The 25,879-nt window shown below is 60.9% G+C and carries 23 protein-coding genes and 1 pseudogene; 8 read left to right on the top strand and 16 right to left on the bottom strand.

Annotation, left to right across the window (positions count from 1 at the left end):
- From NKJ76_RS29620 to NKJ76_RS29595, 6 genes and pseudogenes are all read right to left on the bottom strand, one after another.
- Positions 1 to 434, bottom strand: a 434-nt coding sequence (locus NKJ76_RS29620) for a Gfo/Idh/MocA family protein (protein ID WP_352539017.1), incomplete at its 3' end; no start/stop codon positions are given.
- Between the two features lie 35 nt (positions 435 to 469).
- Positions 470 to 1,531 carry an ABC transporter ATP-binding protein gene (locus NKJ76_RS29615; RefSeq protein WP_352539016.1) on the bottom strand — a complete coding sequence of 354 codons (1,062 nt, stop codon included), beginning with the start codon at positions 1,529 to 1,531 and terminating at the stop codon, positions 470 to 472.
- A 1-nt stretch (position 1,532) separates the two neighbouring features.
- The gene (locus NKJ76_RS29610; protein ID WP_352539015.1) at positions 1,533 to 2,624 is read right to left on the bottom strand and encodes an ABC transporter ATP-binding protein; all 1,092 of its coding nucleotides are present in this window, start codon (positions 2,622 to 2,624) and stop codon (positions 1,533 to 1,535) included.
- Positions 2,621 to 3,577, bottom strand: coding sequence for a carbohydrate ABC transporter permease (locus tag NKJ76_RS29605; protein WP_352539014.1), 957 nt, complete (start codon positions 3,575 to 3,577; stop codon positions 2,621 to 2,623). Before NKJ76_RS29605 ends, NKJ76_RS29610 begins: the two co-directional genes overlap by 4 nt.
- Positions 3,574 to 4,146, bottom strand: coding sequence for a carbohydrate ABC transporter permease (locus tag NKJ76_RS29600; protein WP_352539013.1), 573 nt, complete (start codon positions 4,144 to 4,146; stop codon positions 3,574 to 3,576). Before NKJ76_RS29600 ends, NKJ76_RS29605 begins: the two co-directional genes overlap by 4 nt.
- 787 nt (positions 4,147 to 4,933) lie before the next feature.
- Positions 4,934 to 5,989 (bottom strand): annotated as a pseudogene (locus NKJ76_RS29595) (ABC transporter substrate-binding protein); the annotation flags it as partial.
- Positions 5,990 to 6,481: 492 nt separating this feature from the next.
- On the opposite strand from NKJ76_RS29595, the gene NKJ76_RS29590 reads away from it, so the two are divergent.
- From NKJ76_RS29590 to NKJ76_RS29580, 3 genes are all read left to right on the top strand, one after another.
- On the top strand, positions 6,482 to 7,510 hold the full coding sequence (locus tag NKJ76_RS29590; protein WP_023669472.1) for a LacI family DNA-binding transcriptional regulator: 1,029 nt from the start codon (positions 6,482 to 6,484) through the stop codon (positions 7,508 to 7,510).
- 419 nt (positions 7,511 to 7,929) lie between these two features.
- Complete coding sequence (locus NKJ76_RS29585; protein ID WP_352539012.1) at positions 7,930 to 8,820, top strand: adenylate/guanylate cyclase domain-containing protein; 891 nt, start codon at positions 7,930 to 7,932, stop codon at positions 8,818 to 8,820.
- A gap of 1,008 nt (positions 8,821 to 9,828) precedes the next feature.
- On the top strand, positions 9,829 to 10,089 hold the full coding sequence (locus NKJ76_RS29580; RefSeq protein WP_245260004.1) for a hypothetical protein: 261 nt from the start codon (positions 9,829 to 9,831) through the stop codon (positions 10,087 to 10,089).
- Between the two features lie 276 nt (positions 10,090 to 10,365).
- On the opposite strand, the gene NKJ76_RS29575 is transcribed toward NKJ76_RS29580, so the two are convergent.
- The gene (locus tag NKJ76_RS29575; RefSeq protein ID WP_023805137.1) at positions 10,366 to 11,337 is read right to left on the bottom strand and encodes a DMT family transporter; all 972 of its coding nucleotides are present in this window, start codon (positions 11,335 to 11,337) and stop codon (positions 10,366 to 10,368) included.
- Here NKJ76_RS29575 and NKJ76_RS29570 point away from each other — a divergent pair.
- The 5 genes from NKJ76_RS29570 to NKJ76_RS29550 all read left to right on the top strand — a co-directional run bounded on the left by NKJ76_RS29570 (position 11,324) and on the right by NKJ76_RS29550 (position 16,034).
- Entirely contained in the window at positions 11,324 to 12,088 is a 765-nt protein-coding gene (locus NKJ76_RS29570) for a CGNR zinc finger domain-containing protein (RefSeq protein WP_156940987.1), read from the top strand. The genes NKJ76_RS29575 and NKJ76_RS29570 overlap by 14 nt on opposite strands.
- Positions 12,089 to 12,361: 273 nt before the next feature.
- Positions 12,362 to 12,565 carry a CsbD family protein gene (locus NKJ76_RS29565; RefSeq protein WP_023669466.1) on the top strand — a complete coding sequence of 68 codons (204 nt, stop codon included), beginning with the start codon at positions 12,362 to 12,364 and terminating at the stop codon, positions 12,563 to 12,565.
- A 174-nt stretch (positions 12,566 to 12,739) separates the two neighbouring features.
- Positions 12,740 to 14,227, top strand: a complete 1,488-nt coding sequence (locus tag NKJ76_RS29560) for an ATPase domain-containing protein (protein ID WP_023669465.1) — start codon at positions 12,740 to 12,742, stop codon at positions 14,225 to 14,227.
- On the top strand, positions 14,224 to 15,264 hold the full coding sequence (locus NKJ76_RS29555) for a sensor histidine kinase (RefSeq protein ID WP_023669464.1): 1,041 nt from the start codon (positions 14,224 to 14,226) through the stop codon (positions 15,262 to 15,264). The genes NKJ76_RS29560 and NKJ76_RS29555 overlap by 4 nt, the downstream gene beginning before the upstream one ends.
- Positions 15,265 to 15,842: 578 nt before the next feature.
- Positions 15,843 to 16,034 carry a DUF3606 domain-containing protein gene (locus NKJ76_RS29550; protein ID WP_023715431.1) on the top strand — a complete coding sequence of 64 codons (192 nt, stop codon included), beginning with the start codon at positions 15,843 to 15,845 and terminating at the stop codon, positions 16,032 to 16,034.
- A 13-nt stretch (positions 16,035 to 16,047) separates the two neighbouring features.
- On the opposite strand, the gene ligD is transcribed toward NKJ76_RS29550, so the two are convergent.
- The 9 genes from ligD to NKJ76_RS29505 form a co-directional block, all read right to left on the bottom strand.
- On the bottom strand, positions 16,048 to 17,817 hold the full coding sequence (gene ligD / locus NKJ76_RS29545) for a DNA ligase D (RefSeq protein WP_023805135.1): 1,770 nt from the start codon (positions 17,815 to 17,817) through the stop codon (positions 16,048 to 16,050).
- A 96-nt stretch (positions 17,818 to 17,913) separates the two neighbouring features.
- Positions 17,914 to 18,273 carry a DUF4112 domain-containing protein gene (locus NKJ76_RS29540; protein ID WP_032905106.1) on the bottom strand — a complete coding sequence of 120 codons (360 nt, stop codon included), beginning with the start codon at positions 18,271 to 18,273 and terminating at the stop codon, positions 17,914 to 17,916.
- A 55-nt stretch (positions 18,274 to 18,328) separates the two neighbouring features.
- A complete protein-coding gene (locus NKJ76_RS29535) occupies positions 18,329 to 18,823 on the bottom strand; it encodes a YidB family protein (RefSeq protein WP_023682271.1) in 495 nt (164 codons plus the stop codon).
- 36 nt (positions 18,824 to 18,859) lie between these two features.
- Positions 18,860 to 19,165 (bottom strand): DUF6894 family protein, encoded by a 306-nt coding sequence (locus NKJ76_RS29530; protein ID WP_023689441.1) that lies wholly within the window; start codon positions 19,163 to 19,165, stop codon positions 18,860 to 18,862.
- Between the two features lie 97 nt (positions 19,166 to 19,262).
- Positions 19,263 to 21,236: a D-apionate lactonase family protein gene (locus NKJ76_RS29525; RefSeq protein ID WP_023689442.1), complete on the bottom strand. Its 1,974-nt coding sequence runs from the start codon at positions 21,234 to 21,236 to the stop codon at positions 19,263 to 19,265.
- Positions 21,233 to 22,327: an ABC transporter ATP-binding protein gene (locus NKJ76_RS29520; protein ID WP_023669457.1), complete on the bottom strand. Its 1,095-nt coding sequence runs from the start codon at positions 22,325 to 22,327 to the stop codon at positions 21,233 to 21,235. Before NKJ76_RS29520 ends, NKJ76_RS29525 begins: the two co-directional genes overlap by 4 nt.
- Before the next feature lie 12 nt (positions 22,328 to 22,339).
- A complete protein-coding gene (locus NKJ76_RS29515) occupies positions 22,340 to 23,188 on the bottom strand; it encodes a carbohydrate ABC transporter permease (protein ID WP_031203317.1) in 849 nt (282 codons plus the stop codon).
- Entirely contained in the window at positions 23,188 to 24,129 is a 942-nt protein-coding gene (locus NKJ76_RS29510) for a carbohydrate ABC transporter permease (RefSeq protein ID WP_352539011.1), read from the bottom strand. Before NKJ76_RS29510 ends, NKJ76_RS29515 begins: the two co-directional genes overlap by 1 nt.
- An 83-nt stretch (positions 24,130 to 24,212) precedes the next feature.
- On the bottom strand, positions 24,213 to 25,868 hold the full coding sequence (locus NKJ76_RS29505) for an extracellular solute-binding protein (protein WP_023689443.1): 1,656 nt from the start codon (positions 25,866 to 25,868) through the stop codon (positions 24,213 to 24,215).
- Positions 25,869 to 25,879: the final 11 nt, after the last annotated feature.

The raw sequence follows: 25,879 nt of genomic DNA, 5'->3' as shown, positions 1-25,879 counted from the left end.
GACTGGTCGTAGCGCATGTTCTGGTTGACCGAGAGGATCTTGCCGGACTTTGATGCTTCGTCGCGCAGCTTCACGGCTTCATCGACCGACAGCGCCAGTGGCTTCTGCGCCAGGATCGCCTTGATGTGAGGCTGCTTCAGCGCATGGCGGATCAGCGCCGGCTGCTGGTCGGGCGGAAAGGCAAGGTCGACGATCTCGACCTCAGAATCCTCGATCAGCTGTTCCGGCGTGTCGTGCACGGTCGGGATGTCCCAACGCGTGGCGACCTTCTGCGCATTGGAACGGGTCCGCGAGGCGATCGCCATCACGTTGAACCCCGCTTCGCGATAGGCTGCCAGATGGCACTCGGCCATGATCATGCCGGCGCCGATGCAGCCGATACGGTATTCTTTCGTGCGGACCTTCACGTCCGGCTCGAAGCCTTCGCTCGCCATGTCTTCCTCCCGCAATTCTGTTTTCGCAGCCGCGATCATCTCGCCAACGCGCCTCCGTCCTGCCCGAAATAATGCACCCGGGCCGGCTCGCAGGATATCGCTACCGCCGCATCCGGCCTGATGTCGGGCTGGCCGCGCAGCAGCGCCTTCAGCCGCGCCTCTCCGGCGGCGAGCGTTACCACCGTGTAGCCGCCAAGCGGCTCGACCTCGAACACGCGTGCCGGGCGGCCAACGCCCCCGTCGACCCAGGGCCGGACCTTGATGTCCTCCGGCCTCAGCCCGATTTCGATCGCGTCGGCCGGAGCAGCGCGATCGTCGATGCTGACCGCGCCTTCGGCGGCCTCGATGCCACCGTCGCCGCGAACGGATTTAAGGATGTTCATCATCGGCGAACCAAGCAGTCGCGCCACATAGGTGTTCGCCGGGCGGTCGTAGATCTCGGACGGGGCGCCGATCTGTCGGATCCTCCCATTCTCCAGAATCGCGATGCGGTCGGCGATCGACATCGCCTCTTCCTGGTCATGGGTGACGTAGATCAGCGTCTTGCCGAGTTCGCGCTGGATGCGCTTGAGCTCGACGCGCGTTTCCTCGCGCAGCCGCGCATCGAGCGCAGAGATCGGGTCGTCCATCAGATAGGCGTTCGGGTCGCGCACCAGGGCGCGGGCTATGGCCACGCGCTGCCGCTCGCCACCGGAAAGCTGCGCCGGCGGCTTGTGCAGGATATGGCCGATGTGGAGCTTGGCGGCCACGTCGGCGACACGCTTCTCGATCTGGGCCTCGGCGACCTTGCGCTCGACCAGCGGGAAACGCACATTTTCGCGCGCGCTCATATGGGGGAACAGCGCCAGGTTCTGGAACACCATGGCGACATTGCGCTCGGCCGGAGAGACGGTGTTGACCGGTTTGCCGCCGATCAGGATCTCTCCGGCGTCAGGCGTCTCCAGCCCGAGCACCAGGCGCAGGATTGTCGATTTGCCCGACAGCGGCGGCCCGAAGAAGCAGAAGAATTCGTTGTCATTGACGGTGAACGACGCGTCGTCGACGGCGAGCGTCGTGCCGTAACGCTTGCTGACATTGCGAAAGACGATATCGGCCATGTCAACCTGCCTTCATCGCAATGCCGCTGCGGGCATCGAAGACACGCACGGACGATGCCATGGGGGCGACGACGGCAAGCTCGCCGATCGACAGTCCGACAGCATTGTCGAACACCGCCTTCACGGCGGTCTCGCCATCGCCGAGATGGACGATGGTCCTCGCGCCGATCCGCTCGACGAAGCTCACCGGCATGGCGAAGCCCTGCCCGCTCTGCACCAGCGACACCTGTTCGGGCCGGAAGCCGTAAAGCACCTCAGAGCGCGATCCGCGCAAGGTGGCGGCCAGCGCATCCGGCAGCGTCGGCGTGACCCCCAGTGGCCCGAGATCGACCACCAGGCCCAGGTCGCTCTCCGCCGGCCTTCCCTTCAGCAGGTTCATGCCCGGAGCGCCGATGAAGCGGGCGACGAAGACATTGGCTGGATTGTTGTAGACTTCCAGCGGCGTTCCCACCTGCTGCAGCACGCCGTGATCCATGACGGCAATGCGGTCGGCCATGGTCATGGCCTCGAGCTGGTCATGGGTGACGTAGACCATCGTCTGCCTGAACTGGCGCTGCAGCTGCTTGAGCTCGGTCCGCATTACCGCCCGGAAGGCGGCGTCGACATTGGACAGCGGCTCGTCGAGCAGGAAGATGGCCGGCTCCATGATCGCCGAGCGTCCGATTGCCACCCGCTGCAGGATGTTGACCGAGAGCCGGTCGGCCTTGCGGTCGAGCAGCGGCGTCAACTGCAGCAGCTCGGCGGTGGCGCCGACGCGGCGGTCGATCTCAGCTTTCGCCGCACCACGCATCCGCGGCCCATAGGCAAGGTTCTGGCGCACCGTCATATGGGTGAAGATGGCATAGTTCTGGAAAACGAAGCCGACGCCGCGGCGGCCCATGGGCACGCCGGCCATGTCGCGCTCGCCAAACAGGATCTTGCCGCTGGTCGGCTCCTCCATGCCGGCTATCATGTTCATCGTTGTCGACTTGCCGCAGCCCGAAGGCCCGAGCAGCGCCATGAACTCGCCATCGGCGATGTCGAGGTCCATGGTCTTCAGCGCCGTGAACTCGCCAAAGGTCTTGACCAGGTTGCGCAGCTGGATCGCACTCATGCCGGCACCAGCCTTGCGCGCGCCATGCGCTTCATGGCGAATACGGCAACGATCGAAAGCACGACCAGGATGGCCAGTGCGATCGCCGCCACATAGCCCCAGATCAGGTCCTGCGTCGTGACCTTGTAGATGTAGACGGAGATCGTCTCCGTGGCGACGCCGGGGCCGCCGCCGGTCATGATGTAGAGCGTGTCGAAGATCTTGAAGTTCTCGATGACACGGATCGCCAGCGCGATGATGATGATCGTCTTCATCTTCGGCAGCACGATGGTGACGAAGCGCTGCCACGGATTGGCGCCGAGCAGGGTCGCCGCCTTGATCTGGTCCTGCGGCACGCCGACCAGGCCGGCAAGCAGAATCAGGAACATCAGCGGCGTCCATTGCCAGATATCGGCGATGATCACCGCGATCAGCGCCAGTGTGGGGTCAGACAGCCAGGCGATGGTGACGCGGGAACCGCTGAGTGCCGACAGGATGTCGTTCAGCGGCCCGCCCGACTGGAACAGCATGAAGAACATGTAGCCGGCCACCGCCGGAACCACCATCATCGGCATCAGCAGGATCGAATAGAAGATCCGCTTGCCCGGAAAATCGTCCGCGAACAGCGTCGCCAATGCCAGGCCAAGCAGGAATTCGACAGGCACGCACACGACCATGACGATGGCCGTGCGCCTCAGCGCGCTCCAGAAGCGCGCATCGGCGGCAAGGTCGGTGTAGTTGGCGAAGCTGTTCCACATCTCCCATGCGTTCCACCAGCCCAGGCCGGAGAGGGGCGACCAGTCGGTGACGCTGATGTAGAGCTGCATCAGCAGCGGGAAGGCGGAGATGAAGAGCACCAGGATCTGCGCCGGCAGCGTCAGCCGGAATCCCAGCCGCACTCCCTCGTCCCGCAGCGCGGGCTTGCCAAGCGCGGCCTTTGCGTCCTTTGAGACAGTCACGGTCACCGCGCTCATTGCTTGAGCGCGCCGAACGTCAGCCCGCGCACCAGATGGCGCTGGATGGCAATGCCCATGATGACCGGCGGCACCGCGGCCATAAGACCGAGCGCGGCCTTGGCGCCATAGAGCTGCCCGGTCATCGAGGAGGACAGCGAGGCCATGTAGACGGGGATCGTCACCCATTCACGCGTCGTCAGCAGCAGCGCGATCAGATAGTCCGACCAGTTGAGGATGAAGACGAAGAGGGCGGCGCTGGCCAGCGGTGCGCGCATCATCGGCAGCGTGATGCGCGTGAAGACGCGCAGCCGCGAACAACCTTCGACAAGCGCCGCTTCCTCGATCTCGCGCGGCATGTCGTCGAAGAAGGTCTTCATGAGCCAGAAAGCGAACGGCAGGGTGACGATGCCGTAGATCAGCGCCAGGCCAAACCAGCTGTCGGTGAAGTTCAGGAAGGCCCACATGATCATGACCGGGATCATCACCGCCATTGGCGGAAACAGCCTGAGCTGGATCAGCGCCAGCGGCAGGTTCTGGCCCGAGCCGAAACGCGACAGCCCGTAGGCCGCAGCCGTGCCCGCCGACATTGCGATCGCCGTGCCGAACACCGAAGACAGCAGCGACGACAGGATCGGCTTCAGCGCGGTGCGGTCGAGCGCCACGATCAGATTGTTGTTGGACTCGCCGAAGACGAACTGGAAATTGCCCAGCGTCGGGTTCTTCGGCCACCATGTCAGGTCGGCGCCGGTCGCCGACCATTCGGCGATCGGCTTGAAGGCCATCGACACCATCCACAGGATCGGTACCAGCGTCACCGCCATCGCCGCGAAGATCGCGGCGTAGCGGAATATCTCGAAGGGGACGGAACGCTTCATCTGGCTGCTTTGCTGGTGGCGTTGACTGCGGCGGGGAGGAACAGATGCTCCTCCCCTCCAGCGCTGATCCAGGGAGACGGATCAGCTGATCGGGTCGAGAACCGTCGGCCAGGCCTCCTTGTTCGTCCTGATGGCTTCGAGCAATTTTGTCCTCGCCGATGCGGCGGGCGATCTTCTTCCACTCCGCTTCCGTGTCGGCCATCGCCTGTTCCGCTGTCTTGGCCTTGGTCAGCGACGCCATCAGATTTTCGTCCAATGCGTTGTGGAAGGCGGTGGCGCCGGGATAGTTGATCGTCGGCACCGTGCGGGCGACGGTCTCGCGCACCACGTCGATGTGGTAGGCGTGGTAGGTCTGGCGCACCAGCGGATCGGAGAAATCCGAGAGCCGGAACGGATCGAGATAGCCGCCCGGATTGGCGCTCATCCAGGCATAGATGCGGGCGGAGCCCAGCCACTGCAGCAAAAGGTAGGCGACCTCCTGGTTTTTCGACTGAGACGAGACCATGCCGGTCAGCGAGAACCACAGCACGGAACGGCTGATCAGCTTGCCGTCGACTTCGCGGCCGGGCGGCAGCATCGAGCCGATCTTGCCGGTGACGGCGGAATCCTTGTTGCCGGCATTGTCGAGGAATTTCGGCAGGTTCGAGAAGGCGCAGGTCATCGCCGCGCCGCCCTTGGCGAAATTTCCATACTGCTCCGGCCAGCCCCAGGAGATCGCGTCCGGCGAGTGATGAACGAGCGAGCCGACATATTCGTTGGTGGCGGCAATGCCGTGCTCGGAATTGATCAGCGGCTTGCCGTCGTCGCCGAACAGGAACTGGTTGGGCGATGCCATCGAGACATAGCGCTGATACCAGTTGGTGTAGCCCCAGCCCTGGTTGCGCAGGTCGGTGGAGCCGAACAGGCCCTTGTCGGGGCGCTGGAAGAAGCCCGCGATGTCACTGTGCTGCTTCCAGGTCTTCGGCGGCGCCAGATCGTAGCCGAATTTGTCCTTGAACGCCTTCTGCTCGGCAGCGTCGCCGAACAGGTCGGTGCGGTAGACCCAGGTCTGGAAGTCGCCGTCCAGCGACACGCCATAGTTGGACCCGCGATATCTGTTGAGCAGCGACACGCCTTTGGCGCCGTCGACATAGCCGGTCTTGGGATCGTCCCATTCGGGCTTGTACTGGGCGACGAAGTCGTCGAGCTTGGCGATGCCGCCGGTCTCGGCAAGGTCGCCGAGGCGGTTCCATTCCGTCGAGTAGATGTCATAGGCCCCACCCTTGGTGGAGATGTCCTGCATCGTCTTCGTGAATTCCTGGCCGTTCGGCAGGCCGACGATCTCAATCTGGATGCCGGTTTCCTTTTCCCACAGCTCCTTGATCGACGGCGCACCCGCCGGGAAAGGCTGTGTGAGTTGACCAATCGAGCCATCCGACAGGCCAAGCACGATCTTGGCCGGCGCCTTGCCTGCTCCCTTCAAGGCCTTGGCCGCCTCAACGGCACGGCCTTCCGGCGTGTCGGCGCCATATTGATAGCGCTCGGCGCCCTCGAAACCGGTGGGGCCGCCTACCATGCCTGGCGCCAGCGCGTCGGCCGCAACGGCACGGCCGGGACGGATGAATTGCGGTGCGATACCAGCCGCAGCCACGAACGCCGCCGCCTTTCCTCCGGACGCCAACAAGCCGCGTCGCGATATGCGGATCAAATCAGACATTGGAATTCCTCCCTCAGGCCCGATGTTTCCTCCACGAGCCCATCTGAGGGATATTGACGGCAGCACCGGAAGGCTGTCAACATCATAAATACTCAAAATACATCGTAACACCGCAACTGCGGAGAAAATACGTCATGCAAAGGTCGACACACCGGCTCAATGCCTCGATTTGATGGGAAATCTGCATTCGTAGCACGGGACGTATCACGACGCGATTTAGCCCAACCTCCTTGCGCATCGGCTAAGGCTGGATACATCATTTTCCATCAGAATCGCTGATGGCTGGCAGCTGTGGCCGTCGGACGGGCTAGCGGCATTGTGCGATCTGATGCATTGAGGAGATGAAAGACGGTGCGTTCCACCTTGACTGACATAGCCCGGGAAGCCGGCGTTTCCGCCGCCACCGTCGACCGCGTGCTCAACAACAGGCCCGGTGTGCGGGCGCGCACGCGTGAGATAGTGCTCGAAATGGCGCAGCGCCTCGGCTACATCGCGGAGGGCCCGAACGGAGCGCCGCCCAGGCCCTCACCTGGAGAGGTCATCCGTCTCGACTTCGCTCTGCCGGCCGGTACCAATTCCTTCATCAAGATGCTGCATCGACACATCGAGGCGCAGGCCCTAGCGCGCCCCGATCTCGACGTCCACATCGCCACCATAGAGGGCTTCAACCCCGACCGGCTCGCCCGCCTGCTGCAAGAATTGCGTGGACAGACACAAGGCGTCGGCGTGATCGCGCTCGATCATCCAACGGTGCGCGAGGCGATCCGCTCGCTGTCGGCCAATGACGTCAAGGTGGTGACCATCGCCTCCGACATCCTGCATGTTCCGAGAGTGGCCTATATCGGCATCGACAACCGCGCCGCGGGGCGGCTGGCCGGCTATCTGCTCAACCGCTTCATGGGATCGGAACGCCCAAGCAAGGTGGCGCTGTTCGCCGGTTCGCTGTCCTACCGCGGCCATGAGGAACGCGAGATGGGATTCCGGCACATCTTGACCGAGGAGTCGCCCAATCTCAAGATCGTCGAGATGCGCGAAATGCTGGATGACCGAGAGAAGGCTTATTCAGAAGCATCGGCGCTTCTGGACCGGCACCCCGATCTTGCCGCGATCTACAATGTCGGCGCCGGCAACACCGGCATCGCTCGGGCGCTCAAGGAGCGTGGACGCGCCAAAGACATTCTCTTTCTCGGCCACGAGGTGACAGACGGCACCAAGGAACTTTTGTTGGATGGGACGCTCGATGCGGTCATAGATCAAAATCCGCGCGTCGAGGCGCGGGAAGCGCTCAACATTTTAAGCCACTCTGTCAGGCACCTGAACTATGAACCGCATCAACCACGACTTCAGGTCATCTTCAAAGAGAATATACCTGAAATCTGATCAATGGATCCGTGATCGTATCGCAAAGCACAGCGTTGGCGTCGCCACCGGTCCCAAATACGAACGAGAGCCCGAATGATCTCGTCAAAGCCGCCGATCTGGCACTATTCCGTGCGAAGTCGGAGGGCCGAGATCGGGTCGTGGTTGATGGTGCATGAGAAGGCCGTCGCCCGTTGCAACTCGGTCAGCCTTTCCGAACCTAAAAAGACCAAGTCCACTCATAGCACCGAAGTCGCGAACGATTGGGGCGAAGACGGTTCTGGATGTCGCCGGCACGAAGCCGACGAATGGCATACGCCCGTCCGTCCGCCACGATCACCTGAAGCATCGCCCCGATCAAAGGCGCTCGAGCAGATATGTTGCAGGCGACCTCGTGTGTTATACACGCACGCTGAGTTTTCGGGTCGGACACGAGATCGATGGATCAGGAGACGCTTCTTGCCGCAGTCCTCTTAGCTGATGTCGTGGGCAGCACGCCGCTCTATGAGCGGATCGGAGACGATGCCGCTCTACAGCAGGTCTCGGATTGCCTGGACACGATGCGCGAGATCGTCGCCAAGCACGGTGGTGATTTCATTTACTCGAAAGGCGATGACATACTCAGCCTCTTCGAGAGCCCGGAAATGGCGCTGAGGGCCGTCTGCCAAATTACCCATCAACTGACTAAAGGTCCGTTAAGCGCCCGTATCGGATTGCATTTCGGGGCGGTCATTCGCGCGCGGGGCGCGATATTCGGTGACGTTGTCAATGTCACCGCAAGGTTGTCCACCACGGCGAACCCCGGAGAGGTGCTGATCAGCCAGAGCTTCTGCGAAGCCCTTTCCCCGAGAAGCCGCAAGGGCCTGCGGCTCCTCGACAAAATGGCCTTGAAGGGGAAGCAAGAGTTCTTCGATGTCTATACCCTGTGGAGCGACGATGAGGCCCCCGGTACGCAGATCACCAGCCATGGCGCCACTACAGATAGACGCTCGGTCCTGCCGCGGCAGATTCATATGGTCATCCGCTACAGAGATCAGCTGCGATCCTGTCGAAACGGCGAATCCGTGACAATCGGCAGATCGGCGGAATGCGACATCATCGTCGAGCGGCCCTGGGTATCGAGGCGCCACGCCGCCTTCACCATATTGAATGGCAGAGCTCGGCTTCTCGAACGAAGCTCTTCGGGCACATTTGTGTCCATGGGACTCGGCCATGAAGTATTCGTACGCCGTGAAGATATTATCCTCTTCGGCTCCGGCGTCATCTCGCCTGGAGTGAAGTCGGCACTCGACGAAGCCCAGCTTCTTCACTACGAAATTGTCTCGGATTGACCCGGCCCGGCTACTAGCTCGACCGGTTTAGAGCTGGTTCGCTGGCGCCCTCAATGTCGCGCCGTACTCTTTGACAGCCATTGGAATCGACCGTTCATAAATGTGCCAAGGCCAATCCAGGAACGCTCTCGAAGTTGGGCTGCGAAGAGCTGACTTCCGTTTCCCTCGCTGAGTTCGACGGAGCCGCGGCCGGTGCATCTCCCTCGCAGGATGCGGAGTTCTACCTGCTCCTAGGCGACATTCTGCAGGTGGATGGCTTCGGCAGCAAGCTGGCCCGCTCGATCGGTGACGCGATAGGTCTTGCCGCGAGGGGATTGTGCTGGACTGTCGGCCAGACAATGAGCTGGCGACGGGAGCGGCCGGCTGAAGCGGGATGCCCGGACCATCCCTGCCCTGTGTCGCCTCGATATCCCCAGGTGCTGAAGGTCAGCACAGGCTGTTGCAGCCCGGGGTCGACGAACGCTTCATCAGACCATTGCGCCGCAATAGCTCCTCGACCACCTGCGAAGGCTCGCGATTGGGCTACCGTCACGAAATTGGCGCAGAAGCGCAGACCACTGACATATCGCGACGTCGAGATGGAGCTCGATGCCACCGTGTTTGCAGCACCGGGGAGATTCCTCTTGGGCCGATCGAGTTCAAGTTGCTGCGCCACATGCTCGACAATCCTGAAAGGTGATCAGCCGTGATGAATTCATCGCAGCTGGCTGCTCGCAGAAAGCCAGTGTGAGCGCCCAGGTGGTCGACGTTCACATGAGCCAGTCGCGAAAGTTGTTGAAGCAGTCGTCGCAGAGTTGCCATTCGCACCCTGCGGCTTGCCGGCTATTCTCTCGAAGACACTGCGGGCTGACGATCTCGGCGATTGGGTTCAGAAAGGTCGCTGCGTGAGGCCGCAAGGGGACCGACCCAATGGGAAAGGTCTTGGCAGCTAGGGGACTTAACGCGACCGACATTGCAGCCGGGCGCTGCTCTAATCGAGAGAAAGTCTGGGCGTATAGAACAAGCGACATGAGCGTGTCGGATTGTTTGCATTCAAACGACCTTTGCGACGTTATCCGTGCCTTCGCCTTGCTGGTGCCGGAGGAAATCATGACGTCGCCCGACAATTCGGTCGAACTCGTTCGCGACAAGAAGTGGACGGTCCGCATCACCGCCTACGGCAGCACCCTGACGTTTCCGTTCGAAGCAGAAAGCTATGCACGTTCTTATGCCGATGGTCAGGCATTCCGTCTCGGCGTTCAGGTGGCGGAACTGAAGCGATGCGGCTGACAGTTTGTCGACGCGTTGGCGGATAGCCTGCATCGCCATCGGAACGAATAAGTCGCTGATTGCAGCCTCGCGATTTTTCCATCAAATCCCGCCTGCAATCTTGACAGCAACTCGGCAAAATCCCTCGCCGACTAGTGTTGTCGTATGGGCTGGAGCTTTCCTCGCCGCCGGTGGTAGGCGGGATACGCTGCCGGGAGAGCCCTCTTTTCGCATAGACGCGAACCTTGTGCTTTTCCATCTCAAGGCTGATTGGCGGCTGGATGCGCGCGCCGTCTTTCATATTCTGCCATCAGCCCGCGCGGAGCGTGGAATCAACGGCGGGGAAGCGGATGATGTTTCCTGTTTGCGCTCGCGTAGCGCAAGAAACGCTGCGAAGAGCATGATAGCCATGCCGATGATGTCGATCAGGCTAACCTCCTCGCCGTAGGTGATGATGCCAAGCACGACGGCAATGACGGGTGAGACGAAGGCAAATGCTCCGGCGCGCGAGGCGCCGATTTCGTGCAGGAGCCGGATAAATAGAGTGTAGCCTATGAACGAACCAAACAGCACGAGGAACAGCCACCCGACCCAGGCCGGCCAGCCCCAATTGCCTTTTAGAGCCGCGGTCGCGCCTGGCTCCACAACGAGTGAGATGAGAATTAGGAATGCGCCCCCGAAAAGGGTGGTGAAGCCGGCGATGAAGTCCGATGAATATACCTCAAGAAGCGGCCGCGCGAGCACCGAACCCCATGCATAGATTAAAGCTGCCGACGCCACCGCTGTCATCGCCAGCAGCCGGAGCCCCCTGCCCTGCTGGTCTGCGTGTGTCCAACTAGCATAGGCTTCGGGCCCGAACAGGACGCACAGACCGGCCGCACCGAGCAAAATCGCAAAGAGCCTGCGGCCGTCATAGCGTTCGTCCCCCAGAAGCAACGCAAACCCAAGCAGCGTGACGGGGGTCAGCGAAAGCTCAAGAACAGCCGCGGTGCCCGTATCGACGTAGAGCATGCCCCAAAAGAGTGGGCCATAGCAAAGCGGAATCATGAACAACGTAACAACGAAAAGACGCGGCCAACTCCTTTTCGCCACCCGTGGTAGAGCAGCGCCCCTTAGGCGCGTCGCGCTGAGGATCAGCAAGCCGGCTACTGTAAAACGCGTGCCTGCGAACATCAGAGGCGGCACGGTGGCGATCCCTGCCTTGATACCGATCCACGTGGTGCCCCAGATCACACATAAAACCAGAAATGTCGCTGTGTTGCGGTTCATCGGAAGCAGCCTTCGCTGGGCGTTGTTGGTTCGTCGTAACGGCCAAAAGACGTTTATTTCGTTACAACGGCCTCTTGCCAATACGGTTCCGCCAACCGATGTTTCCGGGATGGATGGTGCGAAGACTATCGTCGACATGCGCATGGTTGGCGGTCACCCCTGCTTGGACTTCGTCAACACGGTCGACGCGCGACGCGATGTGTGGGGGCCAGACCTCTTGCAGACCTATGCCGACCTGGTCGTCTGGGCTGGACGTGCCGATTTGATCGACGTCGATGAGGCGCGAGCACTGCTCGCGGAGGCTTCCGCCCGCCCGCTCCTTGCGGAGGCGGCATTGGAAAAGGCCAAGATTTTGCGCGAGGCCGTTTACGCGGCTCTCCAGGCCGAGGCGGCAGGCGCCCGGGTGCCGGACGATGCCTTGCAAATCGTGCGCGATGCAGTCGCCCTAGCCCTGCCGAAGCGCTCGCTTTTCCCGTCCGGCGACCGCCTCGCTTGGCAGTGGACCGACGCAGCCAGTCTGAACACGATCGGCCACCGCGTGGCCTTTGAGACAGCCGAGTTTTTGGTGTCCAGGAATGACCGCCGCCGCGTGCGCGAGTGCACCGGGCCGAACTGCGGTTGGCTTTTCATCGACACCTCGCGTGGCGGGCGCAGACGGTGGTGCTCGGATGAGAGCTGCGGCACACGCAGCCGGGTAAGGCGCTTCAGGGCAAAAGCCGCAGGGAACATGGCTCCCGACAGCAAGAATTAGTATCTGACGCCAGGCTTGGATGACCAACGCAGCATAGTTGGCTTCACGCTATCCCTGTCGCTGTTTGTCCAACGAAGCTGGTCTCGCGAGCGACTGTGGCCAAGAGTGTGGAGAACACAGCCGGCGCGGCAAGCCATCATCGCGTTCCAGAGCGGGTTGCTTCGGGGCCGCCTACCTCGCCACGCTTCGATCGGTCGATCTGCTCAAACTTGACGGGAACTCCGGTAGCGTTACGGCGTTTTTCTCAGTCCGAAACAAACAAGGATAGGTGCCATGGACTGGAACCGTGTCGAAGGCAATTGGAAGCAGGTAAAGGGCAAGGTCAAGGAACAGTGGGGCAAACTCACAGACGATGATCTGGACCGTATTGCCGGTAACCGCGATCAGTTGGAAGGCAAGATTCAGGAGCGCTACGGCATTGAGAAGGACCGCGCTCGGCGCGACATCGATGACTGGTATGGCCGGCAAGGCTGGTAGGTCGCCGGTTCCAAACTGAACTTGAAAAAGGGCTCCGAGAGGTACGGCGCCCTTTTTTGCCGCGTTTCTTGTCGCCTTTTCGTGAGTCTCACGACAAGGGCGCTCACCGAGAGACGTGGAACCGCGAAAGGTGCCCGTCGTTATCTGGTTCTCGAAATTACATTGGGGGATTAGTTGGACAGAGACGACGCCTCGGCGATCACAACTGGAGTTAGCGGCCTCGACTACATTCTTCGTGGCGGCTACGCCAGGAACCGCTCCCATCTCATCGAAGGGAAACCAGGTTCTGGAAAAACCACTCTTGGCCTCCAGTTTTTGATCGAGGGCGCCAAGAATGGCGAGACATGCCTTTACATCACTTTGTCAGAAAGCAAGCGCGAACTGCTCTCGGTTGCTGGCCGTCACGGCTGGGATCTGAAGGGGGTGCAAATTCTTGAACTTGTGCCGCCGGAGCTCAGTTTCGATCCTGCGCAGCTACAGACATTGATCCATTCCTCGGAATTGGAACTCGGCGAAACCGTGCAGTCTGCCATGGCCGAGATCGGACGCGTCAGACCCGATCGCGTGGTGTTCGATTCGCTCTCTGAAATTCGACTTTTATCGCAAGGGTCACTGCGGTATCGGCGCCAGGTGTTGGCATTGAAGAGCTTCTTCATGCTCAACAATGTGACGGTGCTTATGCTCGACGACCTGACCGCTGAGCAGGATGACCTCAATTTGCATTCGATCAGTCACGGCGTCATTCGGATGGAGCAGCTGTCGCCCGTCTATGGTGGAGAGCGTCGGCGGCTACGCGTGATCAAAATGCGCGGCGTGCAGATCCGGGGCGGCTTTCACGATTTCGTCATTCGCCCAGGCGGCGTTATCGCCTATCCGCGGCTCGTTGCAGCCGAGCATGAGGTGGCCGAGCATGATACGCCGGCCATGAGCAACAACCGGATCGACACCCTGCTTGGCGGCGGGCTGGCCCGTGGTACCAGCACGATGCTGATGGGGCCGTCTGGCGTTGGCAAGTCTACAATTGCCTGCACCTATTGCTATGCCGCACTCGAGCGTGGCGAGCGTGTGCTGGTGCTGTTGTTTGACGAGACAAAGCGCATCTTCTTGGCGCGCGCCGCCGGGCTCGGCATGGACCTGGAGCCGTTTGCCGAGGACGGCACGCTGATGCTTGAATCTGTCAATCCGGCTGAGCTTTCACCAGGCGAATTGTCTTCGCGCATCCAAGCGGCCGTCGAAGAATCCAATGTGCGGATCGTCGTGATCGACAGCCTAACTGGCTATCTCAATGCCATGTCCGAAGAACAACATCTGGTGCTTCAGATGCACGAGATCCTCACCTATCTCAATCAGAAGGCAGTGGCGACGATCCTGCTGTTGGCCAATCACGGGCTGTTTGGGCAAACGGCAGCGCCGGTCGACATGACCTATCTCTGCGATTCCATCATGCTTCTGCGCTTCTTCGAGAACGCAGGTCAGTTGAGACGCGCGATTTCCGTTGTCAAGAAACGTGTCGGCCCCCACGAAGAGACGATTCGTGAGTTTAAAATCGGCGGTAACGGCGTGGCCGTAGGTGAGCCACTGGAACAATTCCGCGGCATCCTGATGGGATCTCCGGAATTTGAAGGCAAGCCGACAGACCTTCTGAGGGACAAGGCGTTATGATGTCGTCCAGCCCCGCCGTTCTCGTGCTGGCGCCGCTTGGCCGTGACGCGAGGATCGCGGCCTCCATCCTGGCTACAAACCAGATTGCCTCGCGTGTGTGCGGCAGCTTGGAAGAGGCAGTGCCGCTTCTCGACGAGGCTCAGTGCCTTGTCGTGGCCGAGGAGGCCCTGCTCAGTTCCGATCGAACGCAGTTTGCGGCCTGGCTTGAAGCCCAACCCGCATGGTCGGATTTTCCGATCGTGCTTCTGACGATGCGGGGGAACGAAGTCGACACGCGGATGGCATTTCTGGACCGCTATCTGATCGTGCTTGAACGGCCATTTCTGGCTTCGAGCCTCGCCAACTCGGTGCGCTCCGCCTTGCGTGCCCGCGCCCGCCAGCGTGAGGTCCAGTCCTACATCGAACAGAAGCGGGAGGTCGCCGATCGGCAGAAATTGCTCATCCGCGAGCTGCATCACCGCGTCAAGAACACGCTGGCCAACGTTCGCGCCATGATGGGCGCGACGGCCAAGTCGAGCGGCAACGTCGATGATTTCGTACGCGATTTTTCAGCCAGGCTCGTTTCCCTGGCCCAGACCCATTCGATGCTTACCGACGATTATTGGCAGACTGCCTCCCTGCACAAGCTGCTCGAAAGCGAGCTTGACCACTATGAGACGCGCGACAGGCCGCGTATCGTTCTGGAAGGCCCGAACGTAGCGCTAGTCGCCGACATTGCGGTCCCTGTCGGGATGGCTTTCCACGAACTGGCCTCCAATTCGTCGAAGTTTGGCGCGCTTTCGCAAACGGGAGGCCGCCTTGATGTCCGCTGGTCGTTAGGCGGGTCCGGCGATACACAGATCGTCAATCTTGACTGGCGGGAACGAGATGGGCCGAAAGTCGAGCAGCCCAGTCGCCGGGGGTTTGGCACGACACTTCTGGAAAAAGTCGTGACCGTGCAATGCAACGCCAAGATCGAATTGAACTACCATCGTGACGGCTTGCAGTTCACCATGGCCTTGCCGTTGCGAAACACGCGCCTTGTGCCGGCTTACTGAGCGGCAACGGAAAGGCTGGCTGGGCGCCGCGATAGGGATTAACTGAGCGTCACTCGGCAGGCTGGTCTAGCGCTTTAGCCAAAACATCAGTTCCGAAAAAGACCGCCTCTATATCTCCCATATGCCTCTGCAACATTGCGAGAGCTCCGGCGTGGTCTATGCGGCCGACCTTGGTGATGAAGTCGAACTCGTGCCGCGGCGCTGTGACCCGGGTCATGCGTCCTAGACGAAACTTTGGGCTCCCGGAGCGCAGTTTTGTCGCCTTCGTGGTCACCCCCCGCCATTTTGCTCACGATCCTCGTTGATAGCCCGGATGCGCATCTGAATCATCCGCGACCCGTCTGGGTTCCGACTGGCGTCGTAAAAAACCAAGAGGCCCGCAGACAGGCTCGATCGACGGTCAGCTATCCCGAACAGCAAACGAAACACCCTCGCCTTTGGCCAACCAACTTTCGCCAGATCACCTTCGCAATGCCTGCGGCCCCAGTACGGTCGGACAGCCCGCGCTCTGGCGGCCGAAGTGAGGCGCCGGGAACATACAACGTCGGTCGTTGTTTCTCTGATCAGGAGGAAAGATGATGGCAGACGATAAGAGCAAGCGTGATTTTCGAGATCGCAATCGTGTATCAGTCGATGAAGATTATGAGGTTCGCTATTTCGCCAAACAGCATCGTATCACGCCAGAACAGGTCCGCGAACTAATCAGAGAACACGGCAACGACCGGAAGAGGCTCGAACGCGAGGCAAGAAAACGGGCTGATATCGGCTGATGGTCGCGACGCATCACGCGGCTTTTCGACGAGCGGGCTTGAAAGGCTGCGCGAGCGTGAAAACGTCTGGCCGGATGCCCGCCTCGACTTGCTTCCATGTGACCGGGTGGGCAATTGGGAAGCCGGGCCGCGCTCGCGGGGAAAAAGCGCCTATTGCGGTATTGCCCCGTCCGTTGCGGAGATAGTCGAGAAAGATCCGGCCTCCTCGGGCTGCGGGGTCAGCTGACAACAGGTATCGGTCAGGATAGGTATCAACCAGACGGTGGGCGAGCGACTTGGCCAGTTTCCGGGCGCTGTCATGGGTCATCTTCGCAACGAGCGGGGCCATCAAGTGGATGCCTTTGCCGCCAGTGACCTTTGGCCAGCTCTCCAAGCCTGCCGCTTCCAAGATGCCCCGTAGCGCCAGCGTGGCCTCGATCACAGCGTCCCATGGCACGCCTTCTCCGGGATCGAGGTCGAGGACGAGCCGGTCCGCATGTTCGATGTCTTCAATCGTCGCGTTCCAAGGATGAAGCTCAACGGCATCCATCTCGACCAAGCCAAGCAGACCATCCATGTCATCTATCCATACCCGAACGCCTTCGCCGCCTTCGCGCTTTTGAACGCGGAGCTGGTGCACGGACGACGGTATCCGAGGTAGCGGTCCCTTGTGATAGAAGGTTGCGCCGGAGGCGTGGCGGACCAGCTTCAGCGGTCGCCGAACGAGATGAACTAGAACTTGATCAGCGACCCGCCGCCAATAGTCTGCCAGCTCTTCCTTGGAAGGTGCAACCGCATCGGGTAGCAGCTGGAGAATGTTCTCGCGCGGGACGCCGTGTTGTCCTTCCGACCTCCGCTTGGACGGCGATGGAGGCTTGGGCGGGATTGCCTGAAGGTCCTCGCGGAGTCCCTTGAAGACCGCCTCACGCAAGATGCCCCGGTCCGACACGCCACTGAATTGCACCTCGGCAAGAACGTCTGGTTCGACCCATGTCGCCTTGGGCTTCTTGATCGGCTCCGACAGCGGTGACTTGGCGATTACAAGCGGATCAAGCCGCTCCCTAACGCGCCGGGCTGCGTCCAGCGTATAGCCGGTCTGGGCCTTCCCGGCATAAAGCAGCCGGTCGCCCTCTCGCCTGCCGATGTACAACGATGCGATGCGGCGCGGCTGCGCGCCAAGTTTCTCGACGAAAGCCACGATTGGAAAAGTGTCGCTCTTGACACATTTGACCTTGACCCAACTGGTCTGGACGCCCGAGCGGTAGTGAGCATCCGCTCGCTTGGATACGATTCCCTCTATGCCCATCCGGCAGGCATGGTCGAACATATCCTTGCCGTTCACCTCCAGATGCTCGGCATAAGTCAGGGTTGGCTCGGTTTCGGTCAGCAGCTTCTTCAGCGCAGCCTTGCGCTTCACTAACGGTTGTTCCCGTAGATCACGGCCATCGAGGTACAGGAGGTCGAAAGCGTAGAGAGTCATCCGCAGCGAACTTGGGTTGCCCAGCTCACGTTCCAGGGCTTGATAGTCCGGCAGGCCGGTGTCGCCCAGGACGACAGCTTCACCATCGATGATAGCGGATTTGACCGGCAGGCTTGCCGCGGCCTGAACAATCCTCTTGTAACGGTGGGACCAATCGTAGCCGCGACGCGTGAATGCTCGCGCCTTTCCGCCTTCAACGACCAGCTGCGTCCTGTAGCCGTCATATTTGATCTCGTGAAGCCAATCTCCGCCTTCGGGAGCTTTCTCGACCAGTGTGGGCGATTGGAACTCGATGAACGAAAGCCGGTCAATGGCACTGGTCATATGCTCGCGACTCCAGGAATCGCGACTCAAGCCCCAGCGCCCCTGTCGGTTCCGAGCCTTTTAGAAGAATTGCATCGCGACGATTGGTTATCCGCCTCACTTGTTGATGTGACGGCGCAGCAGAGTGATGTTGCGATTGTTCGCCTTAAAATAGACGTCGAAGATCGAGCCGAGAATTGGGACACTTCCTACGAGCGTATCCAGCAGCACGTTGCCTAGCATGCGGGCGACCAACCCATTTCCGGCACCGACGTTTCGAGCTCGCAAGACGATGTAGGCCGAGACAATGCCCGTCGCCGCATCTCCGAGTACGGGAACCAGACCTACGAGCGCATCCAGTCCAAAACGAATTGATGTGCCTGGAATGCGCCAGCGGGAATCGAGTAGCGCGGCCAATAGATCCAACTCGGCAAGTACGTTTGCTGTATGACCATCGTGACCGCCCTGCCCGATCATGCCAACTCGCGCGCCAGTACGATTTAGTATCTCTCCCTGATGGATAGCCGTCACCTTAGATATCGCTTTGACCGCCTGAATTCGCTTGCGTCCTGTGCGATGGCACGTCGTCGAGCAAGGTCGTCTCACCGGAGCTTTTCGGCGCCTCAACGGGCAATTCACCAGTAGGCGTCATCTTGCTGACGGCCTCAGGCAAATCTCGCGTGATCCGGCTTATGAGCTCCTCGCGCGATAGGCCGGTCTGCATCGAGAGGGAAGTCAGGGTGTCTTCGTCTATGGCTGCTTCCACCTCGCTTGGCTGGATCGGCTCGTTCGGCCCGGTGCCTACCCACGAATCGACCTTCGATCCGGCGCCTGCCCCTCTGAACCGGTCGAGAATATCGCCAAGCGCGGTCCCCGAAACGCCTTTTGAAAGCTGATCCAGAATCCCGCCTTGCGGATCATTTGGGTTGCGATCGCCCGCTCCACGGATCATGTCGCCGATCTTGTCGCGATTTTGGTATGCCAAGACGCCGAGCATCGCGATCGCCAATTTTCCCAGGTTAGCCATTGGTACCTCCACTGTTCAATGGACAAGGGCTCAACATCACAAAAGTTCCGACCGGCGACGATCTAATTGAATAAGGGCCGGCATATCGACACAGACGTGAGCGGTGCTGCCTAACCGGCTTGTTTCCGTTTGCGGTGCGGCTTCGGCCTCGCAGACGTTGATCGTGCAAAGCTCGTTGCCTGCCTGATCGCGCATGCGCACTAACCATCCGGTCATATCGTCATCGCCCAGATCAGCCAACAGGCCGATTCCGCAACGGATCGCTTCGGCGCGAGCGGCCTCAAAACTTGGCGTCTCGGCAGGCGGAACCTGGCGAGCCTGGTCGCCGTCGCGATAGTACAACGTATAAGCGAGATGGATTCCACGCGCTGCCTTAGAGTATGGAACTACCACCCTCATCTTTACGGGGGTTTGGCCAAACAGCGAACATCGGCTAGGCCTAAGACGATCGATCGAGGTCGACTCGCGCGACGGCGTAGGCGCCAAGCGAGATGCTTTGATCATCCAGCGGTCTTGCGGAACTTTCCATGAAGTCGGGATCGGTTGCCGCCCGCTCGAACTGCTCGGCGCCGAGAAGAGCAATGCGGGCGCTGCTCGGCGAATCCGAAAGCCGCACAGATTGCGTCTTGGCGGTAAGGTTAGCGACCCACAGGGTCACGCGGCGATCTTGTTCAGCCGCGATCGTGGCGACGCCGTCAGCGCCGGAAGTTCGTACGGACAGCAAGGTGGCTCCGCCGAGCTTTGAGAGACCAGCCAAGACATGGAAAGCGGGATAGACCGTTGGGCCATCCTGCTGGTCATACCATGGCTGCACGAAATCAGCCTTCCTATGGATTTGGCCAAAGGGGCCGGCGAAGTCACCGAACGCGACGGCCTCGATTCCTTCGCGAGCGCAGGCCGCGAAATATCCGACAGTCCAAGCCGCATTGAACAGCCCGCGCTGACGAGGATCAATGCGCGATAGACAGACGCGAGCGTTCGCTTCATTCGGCGCAGTGGATTTTCCGTATGGGTTCTCACGGCAGCCGAGCTGGATGGGACCGATACGCAGTGGCAAGCGTTCCCCCATGAAAGCATGCGCGGAGCGGATTAGATGGGGGATTGCCTGAAGTGTCTCCATCACCGAGACATCATCTGCGGCGTGCACGCTTGGACAGGTGGTGAAGGTCACGTAGTCGAGCGCTTCGGCTGGCGGACGCTTGCGGTTGAGTTCGGTGAAGTAAGCGGCCATGCCGCCGCCCAGCGCGATGCCCGGGAAAGCCCGGCGAGCGGCGGAGTAGCTTTCGTGGAAGCTGGGCATAGTCGGCCACGGTGCTCCCGGCTGTACGGATGTCATGTCCTGCGCCGGAAAGACGGAGACAGCTTCTAGTTTGAGGCCGAGTGAGTGGACAGCATCCGCGACCGGCGCCAATTCGCCGAATGGATCGCGCGTGCCCTTGGTGATAATCTCGAGGACCACTCCAGCGCCGGTCAGCCGTGCGAGCGCGGCGTAGCTTTCTAGTTCGTCCTGGCCGTGTGCGATCCGGAGATCGACCTGGCAGACCATCCACTGGGGAGCCATTCGTCGTAGGAGCTCGGGGGTTTCGAGCGCGTGCTTTGCCTCGTCGGCGGCGACGCCGACGCCAGTGCGGGGCACTCGGCCGACTGGTCCGCCGATCGTCAGGTTGATGAGTGGATTGCGATTTTCAGACGTCCCGGCAGGGAGCGTTCCTGACACGTGAAGCCGGACGGCCTGCGTGAATTTCTGGCCCCTGGGCAGTCTGTAAGGCCACGGGCGACGCAGAGGGCGGACATATGTTTTATACGAGGCGTCAGACCAATTGCGTTGGTCCTCCATCTCAAAGGCATCACCCTCCATGGTGCATGTCGCCCAGATCCCAGGCGCGATCTCGTGCGACAACGCCCGGATGTCGGTGAACGGACATTTTGGATCGATGTGGTCCGGCAAGAACGATAGCTCGTCGTGACCATCCTCATGCAGCACCTTTATCGGCTTGCCGGCTAAGCCCTCGATCGGATGAAGGACGACGAAGCCGGTCCGATTCGTCAAAAGGTCGGTCTCGGGCTCTGCCTCCGCCACAAACGACAGCGCACCATCGCCACGGCCTGAGACGCGCGCCCGGTAAATCAGGCGGCCGGATGTTGCAGCACATGTTGCACGGTATTCAATGGCGAACGCATCCGGCCTCTCGTCGATCCGCAGATCATCGAGAACGGTGGTACATGTTCCCCAGTTTTCGTCCCGTACAAGAAACGAGATTCCGCGCAAGACCTCGATCGTCCCAACGTGGATGTAACGCAACGCCCCATTGTCGAACGCGACCGACAAGGATCCGGCGCGCAGCGTGCGCAGCGGTGCCTCGAGCTCTTCGGTGCCACACAAGCGGACTGCCAGGGAAGCTGCCGAGGTCAAATTGCGCGCTCCGTCGTGGCGTCGAAGATCGAGGCCCGGTTCATGTTGATGTCGATCGCAAGCTTCTCGCCCGGACGGCTGACATCGTGCGCCTGCAGCTCAGCCATCACCGGCGCGCCGGCCAGTCGGAATGTCGCGTAACTGCGCGAGCCGGTCGGCTGCAGCAGGTCGATCGTTGCCTCATAGCGAAACGTGCCCTGCTCCGGCGTTGCAGTGTGCGCACGAGTGAGGTGTTCTGGCCTCAACCCGAGCAGCACCTGCTGTCCGTCCGCGACGCCCTTCAGCCCCCTGCCGCGCGCTAAAGGCAGCAGTGCATCCGCGAGCCGGATGGCAGCGGCGCCTGCGTCCAAGGCAAGGGTACCTGGCAGGAAGCTCATCCGCGGCGAACCCAGGAACCCAGCGACGAACGTTGAGGCCGGGTGCTCGAACAACTCGAGTGGCGCGCCCTGCTGCTCTATCAACCCGTCGCGCATCAGCACGATGCGGTCAGCCAACGTCATCGCTTCGATCTGGTCATGGGTGACGTAGATCATCGTTGTCGCAATGTCCTGGTGAAGGCGTTTGATTTCGCCGCGCATTTCGTCGCGAAGCTGTGCGTCGAGGTTGGACAGCGGCTCGTCGAACAAAAAGATGCGCGGGTTGCGGACTATGGCGCGGCCGATGGCGACGCGCTGGCGCTGGCCGCCGGATAATTGGCGCGGAAAACGCCCCAGCAAGGGAGTGATGCCAAGCATGCGTGCCGCCTCGGCCACGCGCACCTCGACCTCTGGCTTCGGCATCTTGCGAGCCTTGAGGCCGAAGCCAATGTTCTTGGCCACGCTCATATGCGGATAGAGCGCATAATCTTGAAACACCATTGCCACGTCGCGATCGCGCGGCCGGAAATCATTGACCACCTCGCCGCCGATCTCGATCGTGCCTTCCGATATCTCCTCCAGGCCGGCGATGGTCCGGAGCAGCGTGGACTTGCCGCAGCCGGACGGTCCAACCAGAACGGTGAACTGGCCGTCGCGAATGTCCAGGTCGATCCCGCGCACGGCATGGAACGCGCCGTAGCGCTTGTGCAAGCCGGTAATTTTGACTTCGGCCATGCGGGAGCTTTCCTAACCGCGAACGGCGCCGAGCGTCAGCCCGCGCACCAGATGACGTTGAGCAAGCACCCCAAGGGCGATCGATGGCACAAGGGAGACGATGGCAAGGGCCGCGGCTTCGCCATATTGCGCGCCCTGGAAGCCGATGAAGGCGCGGAAGACCGTTGGCAGTGTAAAGGCAGTTCGGCTGGTCAAGATCAGAGCGAAGAAGAACTCCGTCCAGCATGCAATGAAGGCGAAGACAGCCGCCGCGACGATGCCCGGTGCTGCGAGCGGCACGGCAACGCGCCAGAACGCCTCCCATCTCGTGCAGCCATCGACGAGGGCCGCCTCCTCCATCGACTTCGGCATGCCGCGGAAATAGGCGAACATCATCCACACCGAGACCGGCAGCGTGAAGACCGTATAGGCGATGATCAGGCCGACATGAGTGTCGTAGAGCCCGACCTGGCGATAGATCAGGAACACCGGCAGCACGATCCCGATCGGCGGCAAAAAGCGCTGCGACAGCACCCAGAAAGACAGATGCTTGCCGCCGGTGTCGTAGCGCGCCAGGCTATAGGCCATCAGCGTGCCGAGCAGCGCCGAAAGCACCGTGGCCGAAAGCGAAATAATCAGGCTGTTGATGAGCCCGTCCAGACCACGATAGGCGAACAGCGCAGCTTTGTAGTGGACAAGCGTCGGAGCGGCGGGGAACCAGACAGGCGGTACGGTGAGGTAGTCGTCGCTGGGCTTGATGGAGGTGTTGAACATCCAGTAGAGCGGCCACAGCACGAACACCAGGAAGAACCCCAGCAGCACAATTCGGCCGATCGGCAACGACCGGCGTTTCCTGCGGCGGGCGGGCGCGACGGCGGCCATCAGACCGGTTCCACCTTCAAGAGCCGACGCACCAGCAACGTCACGATGAGCGCCGTAAAGATCAGGAACAGCCAACTTCCTGCTGTTGCCTGCGACAGATGAAACTGCGTGAAGCCTGTGGTATAAAGATAATAGGAGGCCGTGTAGGTTTGTGTTCCTGGGCCACCCCCTGTCATGATGAAAATGGTATCGAACATACGGATTGCGTCGAGCAGACGGAAGGTCAGCGCCAGCAGCATCATCGACCCGAGATGCGGGAGCGTGATCGCCCAAAAAACCTGCCAGGCGTTGACGCCGTCGAGTTCTGCCGCCTCATAGAGATTGGGTGGGATTGCGGTCAGCCCGGCGAGCAGGATGACGAACATGAACGGCGTCCACTGCCAGACATCGGCGATGATCAGCGAGACGTAGAGCCACGGGCGCTCCGTCATCCAGCCGATCGTAACCTCCTGCCCCAATAGTTGCGTCAGGACATAGTTGGTCGGTCCAAAAGGCCGCTGTAAGAGCAGCGTCCAGGCTTGGCCAACGATGACCGGGCTGATGAACAGCGGCACGATCAGGATCGACATGATCACACCGCGGCCCGGAAAGCTGCGCACCATTGTCAGCGCCACCAGGAGACCGAGCACGAATTCTATAGCGACGCTGATGCCCGACAGCGATGCTGTCAGCAACAGCGACCAACGTGCTACGGGATCGAACACGACCCGCTCGAAGTTCTTCAATCCGACAAAGGCGTGGCCCGGCACCTGGAAGTCGTAGTTGATGAAGGATACCACCAGCGAGAACAGAAGCGGATAGATCGACAGTGCCAATATCAGCAGCACAGCGGGGGCGACCAGCAGCCACTTGAAATGACGGTCAGCCCATTGGGCAAAGGCAGACAGCCGGGGCGGTGCGCCGGCGGCCTTCAAATGGCGGATCGTGGCTGTGGGCTGCATAGGCGTATCCAATCGCCGCTTAGCGGGGGGTGTTGCGAGCCAAGCGCCCGCAACACCAATTGCTCCAGAGAGTCCGCCTCCCTTCAGAGGGTGACCGCCATGCCAAGTTTTTCCACCGTGTTGTCGGCGGTGGCGCCAGGCAGTTTCAAGAACTCGGTGTAGAAGCCCTTCTGCGAATCCACACCCAGTCGGTCGGTCGTCTCGTTCCACTCGGCGGCCGCCGTTTCAAGCGACGCCTTCGGATCCGCACCAGCCCACACCGCCGTGCACATGCGATCGATGCTCAAGAAGTAGTCCTGCGCGCCTGGCATGATCGGGTCGAGCAGACCGACGTTTGCCGAGTTGTTGAGGTTGGCAAGGTACTCCTTGGCACTCGGGAAGAGCGCGCCGTAGAGCTCGGACTTGAAGTGCGAGATGCGGTACGGGTCGCGTAGCGCGTAGGGCAGCATGCAACGTGCCAGCGAGACGGGTGGCGAGCATACCCACTGCATGAACAGATACGCCGCCTCAGGGTTGGGCGAGTCGGCCGACAGTGCCTTGTTGTAGCCGGTGGCATGTTCCGGATTTCCCGGAACCACGGCATAGCCGACCTTGCCGGCGATTTGGGACTGCGGAATGAAGTTGATTGCCGTGGCCGACTGCGAATAGTTCGCCGCCATACGGCCGCTAGGAGGCCAGGAATAGATCATCGCGACTTTGCCGGTCAGGAAAGCCGCCCACAAGGAGACGGCGTCGAGCTCGTTGTTGCCGGGGATCGAGGCCTTGTTTGCGGCGAGCATGTTTGTCAGCGTCTTGACGCCGGCATCCGAAACCAAACCTGCCTTCATGTCGTCGCCGAAGAGTTTTCCGCCGTTGGCCCGGTACTGCTGCAGAAAGTCGAACTGATTGCCGGGGCTGCCCGCCTTGCGGAAATGTCCCGCGCCATAGACCTTTGGCGCCATCTGGTCGGTGATGAACTGGGCGATCTGGGCATATTCTTCCCATGTCTTGGGCGGTCCAAGCTTGGTGTTGAACTTCGCCTGGTAAGCCTCCATCATTTTCGGATCCTCGAAAATGTCCTTGCGGTAGTAGAGAGCGAACATGTCGCCGTCGTCGAAGAACCCCCAGATCTTGCCCTTGTAGGTCGGCAGCGCCTTGTACAGGGGATGATAGTCCTCCAGGTCTGCCGGGTTCATGTATTTGGCGATGTAGTCGTCTAGCGGGGCGATGACGCCGCCATCGGCAAGCGACGGCGTCCAGGCCGGCGAGATGTCGAGGACGTCATAGGCACCCGAGCCGGCGATGTGCTCGGCGACCGCCTTGGAGTACTGGTCCGGGTTCGACAGCTCGACGACATTCGACTTCATCCCGGTAAGCTGCTCCCACATCGGCCCGCTGAAATTGCGCGGGTCGAGTGCCTGCAGGCCAGCCTCGTAGGTCATGTTGAGGGTGACGCCCGAATGCGCCTTGGCCGCCTCCGCCGCGCGAAAGGCGGAACCGTCCGCAGGCCCTTCCTTCGATGCTTTCAGGGCTGCGGCCTGCGCCTGGCCGAGCGGCGACGTGCCGTCCGCCAATTCCAATGTTTGCTGCGCCAGCGCCCAATCGGTCATCATCCCCAGCAGCGGGCCGGACACGGCCAACATGCCGGTCATCTGACCGAAGCGGGTGATGAAAGTTCGGCGGGTGGTTTCGCCGCGCATGAAGGCGTCGACCTCTGCTTCGAGACCTGCCTGAAAGTCACGTTTTTCACGATCGTTCATAGTGCTTGGTC

Origin of the sequence: Mesorhizobium sp. M0029 (genome assembly GCF_040323735.1) — a bacterium.
Classification (GTDB): domain Bacteria; phylum Pseudomonadota; class Alphaproteobacteria; order Rhizobiales; family Rhizobiaceae; genus Mesorhizobium.
This window is presented reverse-complemented; position numbering and strand designations above follow the sequence as displayed.

Bases quoted from the DNA above. Each gene is read 5' to 3' on its own strand.
- NKJ76_RS29565 (WP_023669466.1), top strand. From the start codon at position 12,362: ATGGACTGGAACCGTGTCGAAGGCAATTGGAAGCAGGTAAAGGGCAAG.
- NKJ76_RS29550 (WP_023715431.1), top strand. From the start codon at position 15,843: ATGGCAGACGATAAGAGCAAGCGTGATTTTCGAGATCGCAATCGTGTA.
- NKJ76_RS29575 (WP_023805137.1), bottom strand. From the start codon at position 11,337: ATGAACCGCAACACAGCGACATTTCTGGTTTTATGTGTGATCTGGGGC.
- NKJ76_RS29605 (WP_352539014.1), bottom strand. From the start codon at position 3,577: ATGAGCGCGGTGACCGTGACTGTCTCAAAGGACGCAAAGGCCGCGCTT.
- NKJ76_RS29610 (WP_352539015.1), bottom strand. From the start codon at position 2,624: ATGAGTGCGATCCAGCTGCGCAACCTGGTCAAGACCTTTGGCGAGTTC.
- ligD (WP_023805135.1), bottom strand. From the start codon at position 17,817: ATGACCAGTGCCATTGACCGGCTTTCGTTCATCGAGTTCCAATCGCCC.
- NKJ76_RS29520 (WP_023669457.1), bottom strand. From the start codon at position 22,327: ATGGCCGAAGTCAAAATTACCGGCTTGCACAAGCGCTACGGCGCGTTC.
- NKJ76_RS29505 (WP_023689443.1), bottom strand. From the start codon at position 25,868: ATGAACGATCGTGAAAAACGTGACTTTCAGGCAGGTCTCGAAGCAGAG.
- NKJ76_RS29600 (WP_352539013.1), bottom strand. From the start codon at position 4,146: ATGTCGGCGGGCACGGCTGCGGCCTACGGGCTGTCGCGTTTCGGCTCG.
- NKJ76_RS29540 (WP_032905106.1), bottom strand. From the start codon at position 18,273: ATGATCGGGCAGGGCGGTCACGATGGTCATACAGCAAACGTACTTGCC.
- NKJ76_RS29615 (WP_352539016.1), bottom strand. From the start codon at position 1,531: ATGGCCGATATCGTCTTTCGCAATGTCAGCAAGCGTTACGGCACGACG.
- NKJ76_RS29580 (WP_245260004.1), top strand. From the start codon at position 9,829: ATGAGCGTGTCGGATTGTTTGCATTCAAACGACCTTTGCGACGTTATC.
- NKJ76_RS29535 (WP_023682271.1), bottom strand. From the start codon at position 18,823: ATGGCTAACCTGGGAAAATTGGCGATCGCGATGCTCGGCGTCTTGGCA.
- NKJ76_RS29510 (WP_352539011.1), bottom strand. From the start codon at position 24,129: ATGCAGCCCACAGCCACGATCCGCCATTTGAAGGCCGCCGGCGCACCG.
- NKJ76_RS29585 (WP_352539012.1), top strand. From the start codon at position 7,930: ATGGATCAGGAGACGCTTCTTGCCGCAGTCCTCTTAGCTGATGTCGTG.
- NKJ76_RS29515 (WP_031203317.1), bottom strand. From the start codon at position 23,188: ATGGCCGCCGTCGCGCCCGCCCGCCGCAGGAAACGCCGGTCGTTGCCG.
- NKJ76_RS29555 (WP_023669464.1), top strand. From the start codon at position 14,224: ATGATGTCGTCCAGCCCCGCCGTTCTCGTGCTGGCGCCGCTTGGCCGT.